Annotated in this window: 16 protein-coding genes; 4 read left to right on the top strand and 12 right to left on the bottom strand. The window is 64.3% G+C overall.

Annotated features, from left to right (window positions below):
- Positions 1-2: 2 nt before the first annotated feature.
- The 7 genes from dctP to G7026_RS04905 all read right to left on the bottom strand — a co-directional run bounded on the left by dctP (position 3) and on the right by G7026_RS04905 (position 7630).
- Positions 3-992: a C4-dicarboxylate TRAP substrate-binding protein DctP gene (gene dctP / locus G7026_RS04935; RefSeq protein ID WP_181069641.1), complete on the bottom strand. Its 990-nt coding sequence runs from the start codon at positions 990-992 to the stop codon at positions 3-5.
- A gap of 59 nt (positions 993-1051) precedes the next feature.
- A complete protein-coding gene (locus G7026_RS04930; protein WP_181069640.1) occupies positions 1052-1879 on the bottom strand; it encodes an HpcH/HpaI aldolase/citrate lyase family protein in 828 nt (275 codons plus the stop codon).
- A 60-nt stretch (positions 1880-1939) separates the two neighbouring features.
- Complete coding sequence (locus G7026_RS04925; protein ID WP_181069639.1) at positions 1940-3145, bottom strand: CaiB/BaiF CoA transferase family protein; 1206 nt, start codon at positions 3143-3145, stop codon at positions 1940-1942.
- Positions 3146-3494: 349 nt separating this feature from the next.
- The gene (locus G7026_RS04920) at positions 3495-4847 is read right to left on the bottom strand and encodes an MmgE/PrpD family protein (protein ID WP_181069638.1); all 1353 of its coding nucleotides are present in this window, start codon (positions 4845-4847) and stop codon (positions 3495-3497) included.
- 18 nt (positions 4848-4865) lie between these two features.
- Positions 4866-5249 carry a VOC family protein gene (locus tag G7026_RS04915; RefSeq protein ID WP_181069637.1) on the bottom strand — a complete coding sequence of 128 codons (384 nt, stop codon included), beginning with the start codon at positions 5247-5249 and terminating at the stop codon, positions 4866-4868.
- A 92-nt stretch (positions 5250-5341) separates the two neighbouring features.
- Positions 5342-6505, bottom strand: coding sequence for an acyl-CoA dehydrogenase family protein (locus G7026_RS04910; protein WP_181069636.1), 1164 nt, complete (start codon positions 6503-6505; stop codon positions 5342-5344).
- 297 nt (positions 6506-6802) lie between these two features.
- Positions 6803-7630, bottom strand: coding sequence for an FAS1-like dehydratase domain-containing protein (locus G7026_RS04905; protein WP_181069635.1), 828 nt, complete (start codon positions 7628-7630; stop codon positions 6803-6805).
- 131 nt (positions 7631-7761) lie between these two features.
- Between G7026_RS04905 and G7026_RS04900 the strand changes: the two genes are divergently transcribed.
- The 3 genes from G7026_RS04900 to G7026_RS04890 all read left to right on the top strand — a co-directional run bounded on the left by G7026_RS04900 (position 7762) and on the right by G7026_RS04890 (position 11529).
- The gene (locus tag G7026_RS04900) at positions 7762-8652 is read left to right on the top strand and encodes a LysR family transcriptional regulator (RefSeq protein WP_181069634.1); all 891 of its coding nucleotides are present in this window, start codon (positions 7762-7764) and stop codon (positions 8650-8652) included.
- Positions 8653-8751: 99 nt separating this feature from the next.
- On the top strand, positions 8752-10083 hold the full coding sequence (locus G7026_RS04895; protein ID WP_181069633.1) for a DUF2254 domain-containing protein: 1332 nt from the start codon (positions 8752-8754) through the stop codon (positions 10081-10083).
- 144 nt (positions 10084-10227) lie between these two features.
- Positions 10228-11529, top strand: a complete 1302-nt coding sequence (locus G7026_RS04890; protein ID WP_181069632.1) for an MFS transporter — start codon at positions 10228-10230, stop codon at positions 11527-11529.
- Positions 11530-11544: 15 nt separating this feature from the next.
- Here the strand turns inward: G7026_RS04890 and arfB are convergent, their stop codons facing one another.
- The gene (gene arfB, locus G7026_RS04885) at positions 11545-11958 is read right to left on the bottom strand and encodes an alternative ribosome rescue aminoacyl-tRNA hydrolase ArfB (RefSeq protein WP_181069830.1); all 414 of its coding nucleotides are present in this window, start codon (positions 11956-11958) and stop codon (positions 11545-11547) included.
- Positions 11959-12095: 137 nt separating this feature from the next.
- Between arfB and G7026_RS04880 the strand changes: the two genes are divergently transcribed.
- Entirely contained in the window at positions 12096-13136 is a 1041-nt protein-coding gene (locus G7026_RS04880; protein ID WP_181069631.1) for a metal-dependent hydrolase, read from the top strand.
- Here G7026_RS04880 and G7026_RS04875 read toward each other — a convergent pair.
- From G7026_RS04875 to G7026_RS04860, 4 genes are all read right to left on the bottom strand, one after another.
- On the bottom strand, positions 13123-14445 hold the full coding sequence (locus G7026_RS04875) for an APC family permease (protein ID WP_181069630.1): 1323 nt from the start codon (positions 14443-14445) through the stop codon (positions 13123-13125). The genes G7026_RS04880 and G7026_RS04875 overlap by 14 nt on opposite strands.
- A gap of 196 nt (positions 14446-14641) precedes the next feature.
- Positions 14642-16597: a HAMP domain-containing methyl-accepting chemotaxis protein gene (locus G7026_RS04870; RefSeq protein ID WP_181069629.1), complete on the bottom strand. Its 1956-nt coding sequence runs from the start codon at positions 16595-16597 to the stop codon at positions 14642-14644.
- A gap of 229 nt (positions 16598-16826) precedes the next feature.
- Positions 16827-18608, bottom strand: coding sequence for an ABC transporter ATP-binding protein (locus tag G7026_RS04865; RefSeq protein ID WP_181069628.1), 1782 nt, complete (start codon positions 18606-18608; stop codon positions 16827-16829).
- Entirely contained in the window at positions 18601-19233 is a 633-nt protein-coding gene (locus G7026_RS04860; RefSeq protein ID WP_181069627.1) for a DsbA family protein, read from the bottom strand. Before G7026_RS04860 ends, G7026_RS04865 begins: the two co-directional genes overlap by 8 nt.
- Positions 19234-19272: the final 39 nt, after the last annotated feature.

Here is a 19272-nt window from a genome sequence, read left to right as displayed (position 1 = left end):
CATCAACGCTGGTTCGAAGCTTCGGCCGCCTTGATCAGGTCAACGCCGATCTCGTTCTCGAACTTCTTCCAGACCGGCTGCATCGCCTCACGCCACTTGGCGCGCTGCTCCGGGGTCAGTTCGATGATCTCGGTGGTGCCGGCTGCCGCGATTGCCTGCTTGGCCTTCTGGTTGAGCTCGTCGGCCTGGCGGTTAACCTCGACGGTCACCTCGGCCATGATCGCCTCCAGCTCGCTGCGAACATCGTCGGGCAAGCCCTTCCAGAACTTGGTGTTGGTGATGACCATGTAGTCGATCAGGCCGTGGTCAGATTCGGTCATGTACTTCTGCACTTCGTGAACCTTCTGGCTTTCGTAGTTCGACCAGGTGTTCTCGGTGCCATTGACCACGCCGGTCTGCAGGCCCTGATAGACCTCGGCGAAGCTCATCTTTCGCGGGTTGGCGCGCACGGCCTTGAACTGCTCGTCCAGTACCGCCGAAGCTTGTACGCGGAACTTCAGGCCCCGGGCATCGCTCGGCTCGCGCAACGGCTTGTTGGCCGACAGCTGTTTGGTTCCGTTGTGCCAGTAGGCCAGGCCGGTGATGTTCTTGTCTTCCATCGAAGTGAGCAGCGCCTTGCCCTGCGGGCTGCTCTGGAAGCGGTCGGCGGCGGCGAGGTCGTCGAACAGGAACGGCAGATCGTAGATCTGCATGGACTTGGAATAGTGCTCGAATTTGGCGAGCGATGGCGCCAGCAGTTGAACGTCACCGATCAGCAGCGCTTCCATTTCCTTGCCATCGCCGAACAGCGAGGAGTTCGGGTATACCTCGACCTTCACTTTTCCCGGCAGGCGTTCTTCGGCGAGCTTCTTGAACATCAGCGCGCCCTGCCCTTTGGGGGTGTTGTCCGCGACCACGTGGGCGAACTTGATGACGACCGGATCGGCCTGGACAAACCCGGCTACGGTCAGGGAAATCGCGCAGACGAGCGCCTTGGCGGTTGTTTTCAGCATGGTAGTTACCCTCTTGTTTTATTTTTGTCGGTTGGCACGTGTTCGCCGCAGGCCGCCCTTCAGGGCAGCGTCTGACCGGCACGTTGTAACAGGCGGCGGGCGCGGCCGATCACCGGAGCGTCGACCATTTGCCCATCAACCACGAAGACCCCTTCGCCGGTGGATCCGGCCTCGAGGACACGTTGCGCCCAGGCCAGCTCATCGCCGGAGGGCATCAGCGTTTCATGTACCACAGCCACCTGGCTGGGGTGAATGCACAGCAAGCCGCCGAAGCCCATGTCGCGGGCGTCGGCAACAGTGCGGGCAAGGCCCTGCGGATTCTTGATGTCCGGATAGACACTGTCGAGTGGCATGGCCAGCTCACGCAGCCGCGACTGCAACAGTAAAGCGTAACGGGCCTGATCGAGCACGCGCTCGGCCGCCGCGCTGCCACTGGCCAGCCCCAGGTCCAGCCCCAGGTCCAGGGCACCGAACGAGAGGCGCTCAACCCCGGCGGCACCGGCGATTTCGCTCAGCGTGTCGAGCCCGCGGGCGCTTTCGATGATCGGCCAGACCGGTTTGCCGGTCGCAGCGGCTTTCGATACATGAGCCGCGCTTTCGGCCTTGGGCAGCAGAATGCCAACCACGCCCCGGTGACGTTCGCACAGCGCGAGATCTTCGGCCTGCTGCGCATGCCCCGGCGCATTGACGCGCACCAGAACCTGCGCCTCGGGGTTGGTCTGCAGGAAGTCGTCGAGGCTGGCGCGTGCCTCGACCTTCAGCGGTTCGGCGACGGCATCCTCGAGATCGACGATGACGGCATCGGCACCGCTGGCCAGCGCCTTGGCGAAGCGCTCGGGACGCGTCGCCGGGACGAACAGTGCGCTGCGGATGATCGGTTGTGCCATGGTTCTGTCCTTCGTTGTTCTCGTTGTCGCCTATGGCGGATCGGCGCTTGGCGGCGGCCGCTAGATTACGCCCTGTTCGCGCATGCGCTCGATATCGCCCTCGGCATAGCCCAGCTCGGCGAGCAACTGGCTGCTGTGTTCTCCCAACGCAGGCACGGGGTCCATGCGAGGCGCGAAGGCCGCGTTGCGCCCCGGCGGCAGCAAGGCCGGTAAAGGCCCTGCCGGGCTGCCCACTTCACTCCAGCGCTGTCGTGCCTTGAGCTGGGGATGAGCCCAGACGCCTGCCATGTCGTTGACGTGGGCATTGGCGATGGGCGCGGAGTCGAGACGCGCGATGACCTCTTCGGCGCTCAGGCTCGCGAAGCGCTCGACGATGATCGCCCGCAGCGCCTCGCGGTGTTCGGATCGCCGGGCGTTGCTGGAAAAGCGCTCGTCTTCGGCCAGTTGCGGTTGCAGCAGGACCTTCTCGCAGAACAGCACCCACTCGCGCTCATTCTGCAGGCCGAGCATCACCGTGCCGCCACCGCCGGTGGGAAACGGCCCGTAGGGATAGATGGTGGCGTGGGCGGCACCGGCACGCGGCGGCGGAGTCGCGCCTTCATAGGCGTAATACAGGGGGTAGCCCATCCACTCGACCAGGCTTTCGAGCATCGAGACGTCGATGCGGCTGCCCTCGCCAGTGCGCATGCGCAGCATCAGGGCCGAGAGGATGCCGGTGTAGGCATACATGCCCGCGGCGATGTCGGCGATCGAGCAACCGGCCTTGGCCATCTCATCCTCACCCGGCCCCCCGGTCACCGAGAGAAAACCGCCCTCGCTTTGGATCAGCAGGTCGTAGGCCTTCTTCTGCTCGTAGGGGCCGCCCTCTCCGTAGCCGGAGATGTCGCAGACGATCAGCTTCGGGAAGCGCTCGTGCAGCGCCTCGAACGACAGGCCCATACGCGCGGCGGCACCCGGCGCGAGGTTCTGCACCAGCACGTCGGCATCGACCAGGAGCTGTTCGAGCACCTGCGTCGCGGCGTCCTGCTTGAGGTCCAGCGTCAGGCTCTCCTTGCTGCGGTTGGTCCAGACGAAATGCGAGGCCAGACCGTTGACGCGCTCGTCGTAACCGCGGGCGAAATCGCCAGCGCCAGGGCGCTCGACCTTGATCACCCGGGCGCCGAGATCGGCCAGCTGCCGTGTGCAGAAGGGTGCGGCGATGGCATGTTCCAGGCTGATCACGGTGATGCCGTCAAGGGGACGGGGGTTCGCTGTTGTCTCGTTCATTTCGTTTTCCTGCCAAATCGGTTCAACGGCCATTCGCGACAAGGTCGCTCTTACGCCCAATGTTTTTCCTGTGGAAGCGGTCCAGGTCGCGACGAAGCCTGCACATTCTGCGGTCAAGACTAGGCCTCCCCGACCGTTCCCACGTTTTACCGCCAAACCACTATCACCACGTCGTGCCATCGATCTTTGGGGGGAGGTCTCAAGCCACTCCCTCCTTTACCGCCATTCACTACTCAGATCGCGTCACGCATCTTTGTGGGAGCGGTCTTGACCGCGATAAGGCCGCGCACCATCTCGCGGTAACGACCGCACCTGCAATTCACTGCCGCCTGGGTAACTTCGGTGGCCTTTATGCCAGCCCGCTCAGGTCGGCAGCTTCACGCAGCCGCCAGACCTGTTCGATCAGCTCACCTGCCTCATCGGCACTGCGCGCATTCGAGAACTGCACCAGGCGGCGGAATTTGTCTTCCAGGTCATCACGGTTGAGCGTATTGCCCGGGTCACCCTTGGGTTCGTCGATAGCGCCCTTCAGCCTGCGCCCGTCGGTGGTGGTGACCTCGACTCGGCCGAGCCAGCGCGCCGGATAGGCGCCGTCCACTTCGGGGTCGAGGAGCATGCTCACCTTGTCGCGGAACGCAGCCACCGCCGGATCGGTCAGCGCCAGCGTGTGGAACTCCGGTAGCCCGGCCTTGCCGTGCACCGCGATCAGCCCGAGCACGGTGCCCATGGAAAACTTCGCTTGGTGCACCGTCTGCGGCACGGTCACCCGACCAAGCACATCGATGGCACCCTGGTGCACGCGTGTGGTGACCTGGGCGATATCTTCGGCGCGTAGCCCCTCACGCTGCATCAACTCGAGCAGTGCATCGGCGGCCGGATGGGTATGACGGCAGGAGGCGTGGTATTTGAACGAAGTTTCCGCCAACGCCCAGCGCGTGCCGAGGCGGTCGGACAGCTTGCTCGGATCGGAATCGGTAGACATGCCCGCGGCCATGCCCTGCTCGCCTTCGAGGATATTCTGCGCGCCGGTCAGGCCCTCCCGGGTCAGGTAGGCGGCGAGCAAGCCATCGGCGGCGGCCTTGGCGGTATGCAGTTGCTTGGAATCGGCGGCGTCGCGCAGGAACTCCCAGAGCCCGGCGGCCTGGGTGCCGGCGCTGCCCAGCAGGTGGATGAACTTCTGTTGGTCAAAATCCATCAGCTTGCCCACTGCCACTGCGGCGGCCAGGGTGCCAACGGTCGCAGTGGTGTGGAAGATGCGGTAATGCGAACGGCCAAGGAACTCGCCGATGCGGATGCCCGCCTCGTAACCGGCCACCGAGGCCACCAGCAGCTCACGCCCTGATTTGCCCAGGTGCTGCGCCGCCGCCAACGCGGCTGGGAACACCACGGTGGCCGGATGCAGCACCGAGCTGTTGTGCAGGTCGTCCTGCTCCACCAAGTGCGAGCTAGCAGCGTTCACCAGCGCGGCGAAATAGGCCGAGCTGCTGCCGCGGTTGACGAAAATGCGGGATGGACCGGAGGCCGGCCCCATCTCCTGCGCGTAGCGCTCGAACAGCGGAATCGGGTGCGAACCGGCACTGGCCAGGGCAGAGCCGAGCCAGTCCAGGAACAGGTCTTCGGTGCGGGCAAGCACTGGCTCGGGGATCTGCTCGTAACGCAGCCCGGCGAGAAATTCGGTCAACGCGTGGGTGTGCTGGCTCATGCTATCGGCTCCAGTGGGTTAGCCAATCGGTTGGGAGAGTTCGATGAGGTTCTGGTCGGGGTCGCGCACGTACACCGAGCGGATCGGCCCGGTGGCACCGGTGCGCTGTACCGGCCCCTCGACGAGCGCAACGCCTTGGCGTTCGAGGTTTGCGATGACCTCTTCCAGCGGCGTGGCGACGATGAAGCAGAGATCAGCCGAACCCGGCATCGGGCGCTCGGCCTTGGGCTCGAACTCACGAGCGGCCTGGTGCAGGTTGATCTTCTGCTGGCCGAACGCGAGCGCTTTGCGCCCTTCGCCAAAGGTGACCGCTTGCATGCCGAGCACGCGCGTGTAGAAATCGATCGTTGCCTCGAGGTCGTCGACGGTGAGGACCATGTGGTCGAGGTGGCTGATATTCATGACGCACTCCCCTCTTCGTAGGGTGGAAATCGCGAAGCATTTCCACCACGCGGCGGTGGATGTGCTGCGCGACATCCACCCTACGCTCGCCGTTAAAACGAGCGCGGCAGCTCGAGCAGGTACTCGGCCACGTACGACAGGATCAAGTTGGTGGAGATCGGCGCCACCTGGTACAGCCGCGTTTCGCGGAACTTGCGCTCGACGTCGTATTCGTTGGCGAAGCCGAAGCCGCCATGGGTCTGCAGGCAAGCGTTGGCTGCCTCCCAGCTGGCCTTGGCCGCGAGGTACTTGGCCATGTTGGCGGCGGCGCCGGCGTTCTTGCCGCTGTCGTACTCTTCACAGGCGCGCCAGCGCATCAGGTCGGCCGCCTCGATCTCGATATGGGCCTCGGCGATGGGAAATTGCACGCCTTGGTTCTGCCCGATCGGACGACCGAACACCACGCGGTCACGGGCGTAGGCGGCGGATTTCTCGATGAACCAGCGGCCGTCACCGATGCATTCGGCGGCGATCAGGGTGCGCTCGGCGTTGAGGCCGTCGAGGATGTAGCGGAAGCCCTTGCCTTCCTCGCCGATCAGACTGCTGGCCGGAATTTCAAGATTGTCGAAGAACAGCTCGTTGGTCTCGTGGTTGACCATGTTGGCGATCGGCTGCACGGTCAGGCCGTTGCCGATAGCTTCACGCAGGTCGACGAGGAAGATCGACATGCCCTCGGATTTCTTCTTCACCTCCGCCAGCGGCGTGGTGCGCGCCAGGAGGATCATCAGGTCCGAATGCTGGATGCGCGAGATCCATACCTTCTGCCCATTGATGACGTACTTGTCGCCCTTCTTCACCGCCGTGGTCTTGATCTTGGTGGTGTCGGTACCGGTGGTGGGCTCGGTCACGCCCATGGACTGCAGGCGCAGCTCGCCGCTGGCGAGTTTCGGCAGGTAAAAGCGCTTCTGCTCGTCGCTGCCGTTACGCAGCAGGGTGAACATGTTGTACATCTGCCCGTGCACGGTGCCGGAGTTGCCGCCGCAGCGGTTCACCTCCTCGAGGATCACCGAGGCTTCGGCCAGGCCCAGGCCCGAGCCGCCGTATTCTTCTGGAATCATCGCAGACAGCCAGCCAGCTTGGGTCAATGCCGTGACGAAGGCCTCCGGGAAGCCTTTTTGCTCGTCGATCTTGCGCCAGTATTCGGCAGGGAACTCGGCACAGAGGCCGCGCACGCCTTCACGGATGAAATTCAGTTCTTCGATCTTGTTCGCGTTCATCTCGGTTCCTCGAAAGCTTGGTGCCTGTGCGCCTGTTGCGCTGATTCGTTGTTCTATTTGCGGGCGATGGCCGAATGGGGTGTTAGCCGCTGGACCCTCCCCTCACCCCAACACCCTCCCTCAGAGAGGGGGCTGTTGGTGGTTTGCCGGCGAGAAGTGTCGACCTCTCGTCCGTCCCGCTCATCCCTGTCCTCTCTCAGGAGAGGCAGTTCGGTGTTTCCGGGCGAGGAGCTTGAGGCCTGCTCGTCCGGTCCCCTCTCCCCTTCAGGAAGCGGGCTAGGGTGAGGAGCGTGCCCCTTATTCGAATTCCACCTCGGCTTTCTGCGCCGGGCCGCTGCCATCGCCAGCCCACAGCTCGGCCTTGCCCGGTTCGACGATGCGCCCCCCAACCTCGAACGGCTGCGGCGCGATCAGCGGGCGCACGCCGCGGTAGGCGAAGCGCTTCAGCTGCGCCTGCGGATTGGCGCGACAGAACGCGCGCAGGCTGAGCGTCGCGATCAGCGGGCCGTGGACCACCAGCCCGGAATAGCCTTCGGTCTCGGTGACATAGGGCCAGTCGTAATGAATGCGATGGCCGTTGAAGGTCACCGCCGAATAGCGGAACAGCAACGTCGGGGTCGGGTTGACCGGCTCGCGCCAATCGCCCTGGATCAGCGCCTCGGAGCTGCTGGTCTTCGGCGGGCTTGGCTCGCGATAGACGATGTCCTGCTCTTCGCGAATCGCCAGCCGGCCATCCTGCATATAGTCGTGTCGCACGGTGACGAACAGCAGCGAGCCGGTACGGCCCTGCTTTTCCTCGACCTGGGTGATGGTGGAAACGCGCGTCGCCTCGCCTCCGGCGATCAGCGGCTCGAAGAACTCGACACGCCCGCCGGCCCACATACGGTTGCGGTTGTCGGCAGGCGGTAGGAATCCGCCACGTGCCGGATGACCGTCTTGCCCGAGTTCACGCTCGTCGAGCGGCTCCTGGAAAAAGCACCATTGCCACAGCGGCGGCAGCGGCTCGCCATGCCCGACGGCGGGCTCGCCCAGGGTGGCGGCGATGCGCTTGAGCAGGTTGCGGCTGAGTTGGTCGTGGGCTTGTTCGGTTCGCCCGATCCAGGCAGAGGGTGCTGCGTCGGTCATCGAATGTCATCCGCGGCTAGTTGTTGTAGGGCCAGCATGCGCCCGGCCCCAGCGTTCTGTGAATTTGTAATTGATGACACCGGCGTTCGGGTAAACTGAACGCCCACCACATGGCTGTGAGGACAACGAGCATGCATTTCGATCTGGCCGACCTACGCCTGTTCATACACATCGCCGAGTCGCCGAGCCTGACCCAGGGCGCCCGCCGCGCGCACCTTTCGCCGGCTGCGGCCAGCGCCCGGATCAAGACCCTCGAAGGGCAACTCGGCACCCGCCTGCTCTACCGCGACAGCCGTGGGGTGGAGCTGACGCCTGCGGGCCATCGGCTGCTGCAGCATGCGCGGCTGATCCTGCGCCAGGTCGATTACCTGAAGAGCGAGTTCACCGACTACGGGACCGATGCCGCCGGGCATATCCGCATCTTTGCCAACACCACAGCGGTGACCGAATTCCTGCCGGAGATCCTTGCAGGCTTCCTCGCTGCTCGCCCCGGGGTCAGCGTCGACCTGCAAGAGCGGCTCTCGCGCGACATCGTACGCGGCGTGCTCGACGGCGCGGCCGACCTCGGCATCATCGCCGGCCCCGTGGAAGCCAGTGGCCTGCAGGTGATGCATTTCAGCACCGACCGGCTGTTGCTGGCACTGCCGATTGGCCATCCGCTGGCCGCAGAGAAGCAGGTGAGCCTGCGTCAGACGCTGTCCTACCAGCACATCGGCCTGCACGAAGGCAGTACGCTGCTCAGCTTTCTGCGCGACCAGGTCGAACGCCTCGGCGAGACACTGTCGCTACGCATCCAGATGTCCAGCTTCGAGGCCATCTGCCGGATGATCGAAGCCGGAGTCGGCATCGGCATCATTCCCGAGTCGGCGGCGCGCCGGCATAGCCGTACCATGCAGCTCGCGACCGTCACCCTGGACGAACCCTGGGCAGTACGCGAGCGCAGCATCCTGGTCCGAGAGCTGGATGCCCTGCCCGGCAGTGTGCGCGCGCTGATCTCGACCCTGGCGCCGGACGCGGTCTGACGCTTCATCACCCGCGAAGCGAACATTCGTCCAGCGGCACTGCCAAAGGGCACAGGTTCCCCCTCACATCGATCGGCCAAAGGCCGAACCGGGAAGGTCATGGCAGCGACTAACAACCGACTGTTTCGCCTCTACCAGCGAATCGTCAGCAGCATCGCCTTTGTGCCGGCGCTGATCACCCTGGGCCTGGTGCTGCTTTGCTTGATAAGCATCGTGCTGGAGCTGACCTGGCTGCAGCCGTACAAGGAAGACGTGAAGCTCGGGCTGGTGAACAACGCCAACAACGCGCGGTTGATTCTCGGCACCCTGGTGGGCGGCATCGTCTCGCTGATGGTGTTCAGTTTCAGCATGGTCATGGTGGTGCTCAACTCGGCCTCCTCCAGCCTCTCCCCTCGAGTCATCCCGAGCCTGATCAGCAGCCGTAGCCACCAGATCATCCTCGGCATCTACCTGGGCACGATCATCGACTCGCTGTTGCTGATCCTGACCATCCAGGAAGGCGAGGACATCACCATTCCGAGCCTTGGCATCTTCTTCGCGCTGGCGCTCGGGATCATCAGCCTCTGCCTGTTCATCGCCTTCATTCGGGGGATTTCGCAATCGATCCAGGTCGACTACATCCTCTACGGCATTTTCAAAAAGACCCGCCAGGAGCTGTTACGCCAGCAACGAAACCTGGAGCAGCAGCCGCAACGTCCCGAATGGCCTGAGGATGACGAGTGGATGGTGGTCCGCGCCCGCCGCAGTGGCTATTTCAAAGCGCTCAACGTGGACGCCGTCCACGACCTGCTCTGCCGCCACGACTTGAAGATGACGGTGCGCGTGCACTATGGCTTCTTCGTCATGCCAGGCCATCCGCTTTTTCGTTTGAGCAGGCACGCCGATGAGGAAACCGTCGAAGCCCTGCTCGACAGCTTCGATTTTTTCGTCGAGGAGTACGCCAACGACCATTTCTTCTTCGGCTTCAAGCAGATGACGGAGATCGCGACCAAGGCGCTGAGTCCGGGCATCAACGACCCAGGTACCGCCATCAAGGCGATCGACATGCTTAGCGTGCTCTTCTCGGAGCGCCTGAAGCTGCCGGACTTCGACATCGAGCCACTGCCCGACCAGCCGGCGCGACTGTATTTCCGCGAGCTGGACCTGCATCAGATGCTGCATGCCATCTTCGGTCCGCTGTGCACCTACGGCAAAGAGGATGTACAGGTGATGCTCAGCCTGCTGCAGGCGTACAAGAACCTGCTGTTCTGCGACCCGGGTGCGGAGCTCGAAGCGGTGCTGCTGCGTCACGCGTCGGCGGTCGTCGGCCAAGCCTCGGCATCGCTGTCGGACCCGCTCGACCTGGACGAGATCGACGCCGCAATCGAGCGACTGAACGTCGCCATCAGACACCACGATGCACTAATCAAGGGCAGCCGTTTGGAATCCTGACGGCCAATTGCTGCCCAAGCTGGGGAGAATGGGCGCCCGTCGGCGCTGCGTTCCCCTACAATTCGCCACGTCGCCGCGCTCTTGCATGGACTCCTGCGGCAACGGGCAACCTGTCACCACGGACACACTTGCTTAGGTAGTTTCATGAGCTCTTTACTTGCCCCCATCGGTTCCTTGCTGGGTGGAGTGGCCCTGTTGCTGCTCGGCCATGGTTTGTTGAATACCCTTCTGACCCTTCGCGGCATCGCCGAAGGCTATTCGACCGGTCTGATCGGCGTGATGATGTCCGGCTATTTCGCCGGCTTCCTGGTCGGCACCTGGCTTGCGCCCTCGCTGATTCGCCGCGTCGGTCACATCCGCACCTTCGCCTTTTATGCCGCCCTGGCCGCGATCGCCGCGCTGCTTCATGTACTGATCGTCAACCCCTGGGTATGGCTGGTGCTGCGCGTGCTCTACGGCATCGCCCTGGTGACCCTTTACATGGTCATCGAAAGCTGGCTCAACGCGCAGGTCAGCGGCGACAAGCGCGGCCAGGTGTTCGCCCTCTACATGGCGGTCAACCTGGGCGCACTGGCCCTCGCGCAGCAACTGCTGAGCCTTGACAGCCCCCTGCAGTTCACCCTCTTCGCCCTCGCTGCGATCCTGATCTGCAGTGCGCTGATGCCGATCACCCTGACCCGCCAGGCGCAACCCACGCTTCCCGACATGCCCAGTACCGACCTGCTGCAGCTGGCGCGCATCGCCCCGTTGCCGCTGATGGCCGCCGGCATTTCGGGCCTTGCGCTCGGCGGGTTCTGGGGATTGGCGCCGGTCTATGCCAGCCAGGTCGGCTTCGATGCGTCGGGCGTAGGCCTGATGATGAGCGTGACCATCCTTGGAGGCGCCGTCCTGCAGTGGCCGATCGGGCTGTTCTCCGACACCCATGACAGGCGCCTGGTGATGCTCTGGGTCGTCGCGCTGGCCGTGGTGCTGGCGATCGGCATCAGCCTGCTCACCGCCGGCCCGCTGCTGCTCGGGTTGATGTTCATCTGGGGCGGGCTGGCGTTTTCCATCTATTCGATCGCCGTGGCGCAGATGGTCGACCAGCTGCATCCCGACGAAATCCTTTCCGGTTCCAGCGGGCTGCTGCTGGCCAACGGCTTCGGTGCCGCGTTCGGCCCGGTAGCGGCAGGCGGGCTGATGACCTTCTTCGGAGCCATGGCCCTGCCGATCTTCTTCGCCGTCACCCTCGGCTTCCTGGCGCTCTACTCGTTCTACCGCTCGCGCCGCGTCGTCGACCTGCTCACAGAACCCCACGGGCATTTCACACCGATATTGCGCACCAGCCCCACGGTGCTCGAACTCATGCCCGATACGCCTGAAATCGATCATGACGCTCAGCAGCACGAAGCCGACGAAGAAGTTCAATCGGCGGCCTATGCAGAGCCGGAGCCGGCCAAGCACTAGGCCCGCAACGGTTTCTCAGAAATCGACTTTGCTGCGGCCGGCCTTGATCGCGCCGCGCTTGGTCTTGCCTTCCAGGCGGCGCTTTTTCGAGCCCAGGGTCGGCTTCGTCGGACGTCGCGCCTTTTCCACCTTGGTCACGCTGCGGATCAGCTCGGCCAGCCGCTCCAGGGCATCGGCACGGTTCTGTTCCTGAGTTCGGTACTGCTGGGCCTTGATCACCACCACGCCTTCGCTGCTGATGCGGCTGTCGCGCAGCGCCAGCAGGCGCTCCTTGTAGAACGGCGGTAGCGACGAGGCATGGATGTCGAAGCGCAGGTGCACGGCGCTGGAGACCTTGTTGACGTTCTGTCCACCGGCACCCTGGGCGCGGATGGCGTTCAGCTCGATTTCGGCATCGGGCAGGTGCACGGCGTTGGAAATTTCCAGCATGGCGGTTCGTTCGGCATCGGAATCGTCGGTCATTGTCCTACGCCCAGACAGGCGAGACATACCTTTTCGCACATTGCCCGCGCTAGAGCCGCGGCGCCTGGGCTAAGGTAGCGCCACCTCAACCACCGGACCCTCATATGGATTCGATCACCCAGGCTGTTCTCGGCGCCAGCGTACAAGGTGCGCTGCTGGGCCGCTGGCAGGGACGCAAGGCGTTGCTCTACGGCGCCGCCCTGGCCACCCTTCCCGATCTGGACGTCGTGCTCGACTACGGCGATGCCATTGCCGAAATGACCTACCACCGCGGCTTCAGTCATTCATTGCTGGTACTCAGTGCCCTGGCCGCAGTGCTGACCGGGCTGGTGCGGCGATGTTGGCCGAACGCCGGCTACACGACCGGTCGGCTGTTCCTGACCCTGTGGCTGGTGCTCATCACTCACCCGCTGCTCGATGCCTTCACCAGCTACGGCACCCAGCTGTTCTGGCCCTTTCCGGTACAGCCGACCGCGTGGTCGACCATCTTCATCATCGACCCGCTCTACACCGTTCCCCTGCTGCTCGCGGTGGTGGCCGGAGCCTTCGCCGGATTGAACGGGCGCGTGGCACGCTGGCCGGCAATGGCCCTCGGCCTGTCCACCGTGTACCTGGCATTCACCGTCGGTGGGAAGCTGATGGCCGACCATCGAATCGACCAGGCATTGGCCAACCGCGGCCTGCAGCCAGACACGGTGTTCACCACGCCAACGCCGTTCAACAGCCTGCTGTGGCGCGCGGTTGTGGTCGATGGCGACGACTATTACGAGGCACTGGTGAGCTGGTTCGATCGCGAGCCGCCCCAATTGGTGCGCCTGGACCGCGGCGGCGACCTCGCTGCGCAGCTCGAGCGCTCGACCCAACATCACCGGCTGATGTGGTTCACCGGCGGGGTGTTGCGCTACGACGAAATCGACGACCAACTGCTGGTCACGGATCTTCGGCTGGGCATGACCGGTTTTCACCCGTTTCGCTTTCCCATGGCCGAACGCGTGGACGGTCAGTGGCAGCCGATCGATTACGTCGAGCGCCTACCCGCCGAGCGCGGCGACATGAGCCGGCTGCACCTGCTCTGGCAGCGCATCTGGCACCAGCAACCGGAGGTCCCCCTGGCTGAATGGACGGCCGAGCTCAAGCGCCGCTAACGCGGCCACGGTGCCAGCGGCTGAGGGCGTACAGGCCGACCCCCAATCCCAGCAGCAGCCCGGCCCGCAGCCAGGTGCCGGCGCTCTGCTGAGAGAGCAGCAGCAGGCAGGAACCGATCGCCAGTACCGGCAGGAAGGTAGGCGTGCGGAAGTGAGGGTGCGGGACGGTATCCTTGCGCAGCATCAACACCGCAACGTTGCTGCTGATGAACACGAACAGCAGCAGGAGCACCACGGTTTCGGCCAGCGCCGCGAGCGTTCCGGTGACTGTCAGCAGCATGGCCAGCAGCGTCGTCGCGATGATCGCCACCCACGGCGTGCGCCGCCTGGGCAGTACCCGGGTGAGCGGCTCGGGCAGCAGGCCGTGGTCAGCCATGCCATAGGCGAGCCGGCTGGACATGATCATCGTGAGCAGTGCGCCATTGGCGACCGCCACCAGCGCCACGACAGCGAACAGCCCGTCCGGCACCGCATAACCGGTGGCTCGGACCACATCGAGCAGCGGCGCAGACGAGTCGCCCAGGCGCTGCGGGGAAAGCACCGCAGTGGCGGCCATACCGACGCCCATGTAGACCAACCCTGCGGCTAGCAGCGCGCCGAATAGCGCACGTGGATAGACCCGCTGAACATCCTTGACCTCTTCGGCGACGTTCGCCGAAACCTCGAACCCCACGAACGAATAGAACGCGATCAGCGCCGCTCCGAGCACCGCGAACGCGGGCGACACCCCAGGCGTGAACTCCAATACTCGAGACGGCTCGCCCTGCCCGGACAGCACGAAACGCGCGGCCAGGATCACCACGAACAGCAGTCCGCACACCTCCACCACCGTCATCACCGCATTGGCGCCCAGGGATTCACGTATCCCACGAGCGTTCAGCAGCGCCACCAGAAGCAGGAACACCAGTGCCGTCGGCACCGTTGGTGTGTCGAGAAAGGCGCCGAGGTAGTCGCCGGAGAATGCCAGCGAGAGCCCCGCTGCACTGGTCACGCCGGCGGCGAGCATGCAGAACCCGACCAGGAACGACAGCAGCGGGCTGCCAAAGGCACGCTCGGCGAAGACCGCCGCCCCGCCGGCCTTGGGGTATTTGGTCACCAGTTCCGCGTAAGACGCCGCGGTCAGCAGGGCAAAGCCGAGCGCGACGAGCAGCGGCACCCAGACCGCACCACCGACCTCTGCCGCGACCTTGCCGACCAGGGCATAGACCCCGGCGCCGAGCACGTCACCGAGAATGAAAAGAAACAGCGCCGGGCCGGTAATGGCTCGGTGCAACCGGGTCTCGCCGCTGACGGGCGCAGGGGCACTCATGACATGGTCCGCCGTTGCGCAGACGTATCGGTATGGCAAAGAAGGAGCGGCATGGTGCGGTTCCCGAGCAGGTCGGCGACGATAGGTGCCTGGGGGCGCCCGATTTCTTTCTAGATCGGCGTCGGCCGGCGGAGTTCAGAATCGACCGAAACGAAAAACCCCGGCAACGGCCGGGGTTTCATGGTGCAGCGTATGGTCAGGTTCGGAAGCGGCCAACCAGGCCTTGGAGGTCTCCACCGAGGCGCGCCAGCTCGGCGCTGGAGCCGGCGATCTGGTGGCTGGCGGTGGCGCTCTGCTCGCCGATGTCGCGCACCCGGGTCACGCTCTCGTTGATGGTCTCGGCCACGACGCTTTGCTCTTCGGCGGCCGCGGCGATCTGCTGGTTCATCTGCTCGATGGTGGATACCGCATCGGTGATGCGGCCCAGGGCCGAGCCCGCCTCGCCGGCCAGCGTCACGGTGCGCTGGGTCAGGCTGCGGCTGCTGTCCATCTTTTCCACCGCCTTCTGCGCGACGCGCTGAAGGTTGGCGATCAGCCCCTCGATTTCCTCGGTCGAGGTGTGGGTGCGCATGGCGAGCGCCCGCACCTCGTCGGCAACAACCGCGAAGCCGCGACCCTGTTCGCCGGCGCGCGCCGCCTCGATGGCGGCGTTGAGCGCGAGCAGGTTGGTCTGTTCGGCAACGCTACGGATGACTTCCAGCACGCTGCCGATACGACCGCTTTCCTGATTAAGGGCGACGATGGCCTCGGCGGTCTGCTCGACTTCATGGGCGAGATTGCCGATTTCGGTCACTGCCTCGCGTACCACCAGATCACCCTGGCGCGCTTCGCGGTCGGCCTGGCGCGCCGCTTCGGAGGCCTGCTCGGCGTTGCGCGCCACTTCCTGCACGGTGGCAGCCATCTGGTGCATGGCGGTGGCGGTCTGCTCGGTTTCGTCGCGCTGGTTCTGCACGCCTCGGCTGGTCTGCGCGGTGATCGACGAAAGCTGCTCGGCGGCGGTGGCGATCTGGCCAACGCCGCTGCCGATGCTGCCTACCAGACTGCGCAGGTTGCCGGTCATGCTCTGCATCGCGTCCTGCAGCTGGCCCAGCTCGTCACGACGACCGCTGGCCACCTGGGCCTGACTGAGATCGCCCGCCGCGACCCTCTTTGCCAGCTCCACGGTGTAGCGCAGCGGAGAAACGATCAGGCGCGTGATGACGAACGAAGCGAAGATGCCGATGAGGGTGGCCAGTACGCCGATGATTGTCAGGGTCATGTAGGAGCGCGCCTGGGCCTGCTGCACGTCGGCCGTTGCATCGTTCAACAGCCGATCGGCGGCAGCCATTACAGCCTGCGACTGGTTGGCCATCTCCTTCTCACTGGCGATGCGCTCGGAACGAGTCTCGCGGAAGTTGATGAAGCTGTTGCGGTAGGTATCCAGCGCAACGAGCGCGGCTTCGATCGACGTCTTTTGCGAATCGTTGAGCCAGACGGTCAGGTTGCGGGCGATGGTGCTGAGGTCTTCGTAGATCTCTTCCCAGCTGGTTACCGATTCTTCGCTGGTATCCTGAATGTACTGGCTTTCATAACCCCGCAGGTCGAGCATGCGCTTGCTCAGGCCCGAGGCGGTTTCCGCCAGGGTCAGCGGGTCGCTACCCTTGAGACGGTCGCCTTCCAGGCGCAGCACGCGCACTTCGTCGTACATGTCCATCTCGATGGTTTCGAACTGGTCGCGACTCTCCAGCGCGGCCTCGCCCATCACTACCCGGGCTTCGCCGGCCTTGCCCAGCAACAGCATGTAACGCTCGAACTGCTTTTCATAAGCGGCTACCGCCTCGCGAATCTGACGCAGCGTGGCCTGCGCGTCAGTATCGGCCACCCCGAGCAGCCGCTCGATCTCGGCTTTGAGTGCCTGCAGTTGCTGGCGCAGCGCATCGGCGGCCTTGGGATCACGGGACAGCGCGAAACCGCGCTCGAGGGTGCGTATGTCGAGGATCGCCGCATTGACCTTCGATACCTCGATCATCTGGTCTCCACGGGTGCGAATCGCATCGACCGCGAAGAAGCCAGTGGCGACCACCGCCAGAGTCAGCAGAATTACCAGGCCAAAGCCCAGCAGCATCTTCTTTCCCACCGCCATGTTGGCGAAGGCGCGAATGACAAGCTGCATGTGAAGGATCCTATCCATGAAAAGAGAACGACTGACCAAGGCATCGGCCAGACTTAATGAAAGTTGAGGCCCGAACATGAACAAGCAGGCCCTGCGCTGATTACGTCAACAAACAAGCGCCATTTTTATGGATCGGATCATAATCAAAGACAGTGATAAAGCAATATGCCATCACATCGACCGGCGCACAGCACAGCGCGTTAGGCCCGATCTGCCATACCAAGCCAGTTCAATGCTGTTGGACGCTGCCGTAGAGCTTGGCGTAGAGCCCGCCATCGGCGATCAGCTGTCGATGCTCGCCCTGTTCGGCGATGCGTCCGTCATCGAACACCAGCACCCGATCGGCCTGCTTAACGGCCGACAGGCGGTGGGCGATGATGAGTGTTGTGCGTCCATGGAGAAAACGCGCCAGCGCCTGATGCAAGGCGTACTCGGTCGCCGCATCGAGCGCCGAGGTGGCTTCGTCGAGAATCACCACCCGTGGCTCGGCGAGGATCATTCGGGCGATTGCCAGGCGCTGGCGCTGGCCTCCCGAAAGGCGCACGCCGGACCGCCCGACGATGCTGTCCAGACCCTGCGGCAGCTGGCGCACGGTCTCGGCCAGCTGGGCGATTTCCAGCGCCTGCCAGCAGACCGCATCGTCACGCTCGCGGCCCATGGTCAGGTTGGCCCGCACGCTGTCGTTGAACAGCGCGGGATGCTGTAGCACCACCGCCACGTTGTCGCGCACGGTTTCCAGGCCTATCTGCTCGAGGCTCACACCGTCGAAACGGATCTCCCCCGCCTGCGGCTGGTAGAGCCCGAGCAGCAACTGCACCAGGGTACTCTTGCCCCCACCACTGGCCCCGACGATCGCCACCTTTTCGCCTGGCTCGATGTGCAGGTCGAGGCCTTCGAGCACCGTTTCCTCGGCGTACGAAAAGCGCAGGCCGCGGACTTCGATGCCCACCGTCTTGCGCCCTTCGAACGGATTCTGCGTGCCCGCATACTGCGGCTCGTCGGCACGTGCCAGCAGCTGGTTGATCCGGCTCAGCGCACCGCCCGCGGCGTAATAGCCGTACTGCAGATTGAGCAGCTGCTCGACCGGGGAAATCATGAACCAGAGGTAGCTGAATACCGCCAGCATTTGCCCGATGGACAGATCCGAGAGCAATACGGTGAGCATCGCCGCGGCGCGAAACACATCAATGCCGAACTGGAACAGCAACCCGCTGGCGCGATTGGAGGCATCGGTCTTCCACTGCGAGGCGATGGCGTAGTCGCGCACTTCGCGCGCGCGCAGGCCGAGCCGGCCGAGAAAGAAGCCCTGGCGGTTGCTGGCGCGCACTTCCTGGATCGAGTCGAGGGTTTCGGTCAGCGCCTGGGTGAACAGCGAGGTGCTGTCGTTTTCGAGTTTCTTCAGGTGCTTGACGCGCTTGCCCAGCTGCACCGTGGCGTAAATCACCAGGGGGTTGAAGAGCAGGATCAGCAGGGCCAGCTTCCAGTGCATCCACATCAGGATCGCGGCCGTACCGGTGATCGACAGCACCGCCACCAACAGGCGACTCAGGGTCTCGCCGATGAATTTGTCGATGGTCTCCAGATCAGTGACCAGGTGCGCGGCCACGGTGCCGCCGCCGAGGCTTTCGTATTCGGCCAGCGCGATGCGCTTGAGGCGCTCGATCAGGCGTATGCGGATGCGATAGACGATGTCCTTGGACAAGCGTGCGAAGAGGCGCGCCTGCAGCACGTTGAATACCAAAGCAGAGCAGCGCAGCAGCAAGGTCACGCCGAGCATCAGCCCGATGTATCCGAAGGCGCTCTGCAGCCCCTCCGGCAGCAGGCGGTCCATCACACGCAGCGCCGCGTCGCCCTGCCCCAGCAACACTTCGTCCACCAGCAACGGCAGCAGCAGCGGAATCGGCACGCTACACAGGGTTGCCAGCACGGCGATCAGGTTGGCGAAGATCAGCGACTTGCGGTGGTACAGCGCGAGGCGGCGAATCTCCGCCCAGCTCAGGCGATCAGGCATTGGCACCCTGCTCCAGCCAGCGCGCAAGCAATGGAGCCAGGCGCTCCAGCGGCTGGTAGCCATTGGTCAGCAAGGCGAGCTGGCCGTCTCGCTCGGCGAGCAATGTCGGGAAGCCCGCAATGCCGAGGTTCTGTGCCCAGGCGAAATCCGCGCGGGTTTGCTCGATAGCCTTGAGACTGTCGAAGCACTCTGCGAATGCATGACGCGCCAGCCCCACCGCCTCGGCCAGATCCACCAGCACCGGGGCCGAGGCAGGGTCGTGTCCTTGCAGGTAGAAAGCATGCTGAATCGCGTTGGCCAGCGGCAGCACCGACGCGACATCGAGCAGGCATGCGGCCACAAGCGCACGGCAGGCCGGCTCGGTATCGTAGACGAAGCCCTCGGGCATTCCCGCTTCGTAATCGAATCGCTGGCCGGTGGCCTGCTCGACGGCTCGCCAGTAGGACTGGATACGCTCGCGCCCGGCTGCGTCCATCGGGCTGTGCTCGCTGCGCAGACCTCCTACCACCAGATGCAGCCCGACACCCGCGGCCTCAGCCTGCTTGGCCAGCGCTTCCAGGACCGGAGCGAAACCCCAGCACCACGAGCACATCGGGTCCATTACATACACCAGTCGAGCTGTCATGGTTTTGCCTCGTCTCGAAGGTGCCATCGCACCGGTGTT

It is taken from the genome of Stutzerimonas azotifigens, assembly GCF_013522725.1.
Lineage (GTDB): Bacteria > Pseudomonadota > Gammaproteobacteria > Pseudomonadales > Pseudomonadaceae > Stutzerimonas > Stutzerimonas azotifigens_A.
This window is presented reverse-complemented; position numbering and strand designations above follow the sequence as displayed.

Coding starts and splice junctions, on each gene's coding strand:
- G7026_RS04875 (WP_181069630.1), bottom strand. CDS start 14,445: ATGAGTGCCCCTGCGCCCGTCAGCGGCGAGACCCGGTTGCACCGAGCC.
- G7026_RS04900 (WP_181069634.1), top strand. CDS start 7,762: ATGCATTTCGATCTGGCCGACCTACGCCTGTTCATACACATCGCCGAG.
- G7026_RS04890 (WP_181069632.1), top strand. CDS start 10,228: ATGAGCTCTTTACTTGCCCCCATCGGTTCCTTGCTGGGTGGAGTGGCC.
- G7026_RS04930 (WP_181069640.1), bottom strand. CDS start 1,879: ATGGCACAACCGATCATCCGCAGCGCACTGTTCGTCCCGGCGACGCGT.
- arfB (WP_181069830.1), bottom strand. CDS start 11,958: ATGCTGGAAATTTCCAACGCCGTGCACCTGCCCGATGCCGAAATCGAG.
- G7026_RS04880 (WP_181069631.1), top strand. CDS start 12,096: ATGGATTCGATCACCCAGGCTGTTCTCGGCGCCAGCGTACAAGGTGCG.
- dctP (WP_181069641.1), bottom strand. CDS start 992: ATGCTGAAAACAACCGCCAAGGCGCTCGTCTGCGCGATTTCCCTGACC.
- G7026_RS04925 (WP_181069639.1), bottom strand. CDS start 3,145: ATGAACGAGACAACAGCGAACCCCCGTCCCCTTGACGGCATCACCGTG.
- G7026_RS04865 (WP_181069628.1), bottom strand. CDS start 18,608: ATGCCTGATCGCCTGAGCTGGGCGGAGATTCGCCGCCTCGCGCTGTAC.
- G7026_RS04895 (WP_181069633.1), top strand. CDS start 8,752: ATGGCAGCGACTAACAACCGACTGTTTCGCCTCTACCAGCGAATCGTC.
- G7026_RS04915 (WP_181069637.1), bottom strand. CDS start 5,249: ATGAATATCAGCCACCTCGACCACATGGTCCTCACCGTCGACGACCTC.
- G7026_RS04910 (WP_181069636.1), bottom strand. CDS start 6,505: ATGAACGCGAACAAGATCGAAGAACTGAATTTCATCCGTGAAGGCGTG.
- G7026_RS04920 (WP_181069638.1), bottom strand. CDS start 4,847: ATGAGCCAGCACACCCACGCGTTGACCGAATTTCTCGCCGGGCTGCGT.
- G7026_RS04905 (WP_181069635.1), bottom strand. CDS start 7,630: ATGACCGACGCAGCACCCTCTGCCTGGATCGGGCGAACCGAACAAGCC.
- G7026_RS04870 (WP_181069629.1), bottom strand. CDS start 16,597: ATGCAGCTTGTCATTCGCGCCTTCGCCAACATGGCGGTGGGAAAGAAG.
- G7026_RS04860 (WP_181069627.1), bottom strand. CDS start 19,233: ATGACAGCTCGACTGGTGTATGTAATGGACCCGATGTGCTCGTGGTGC.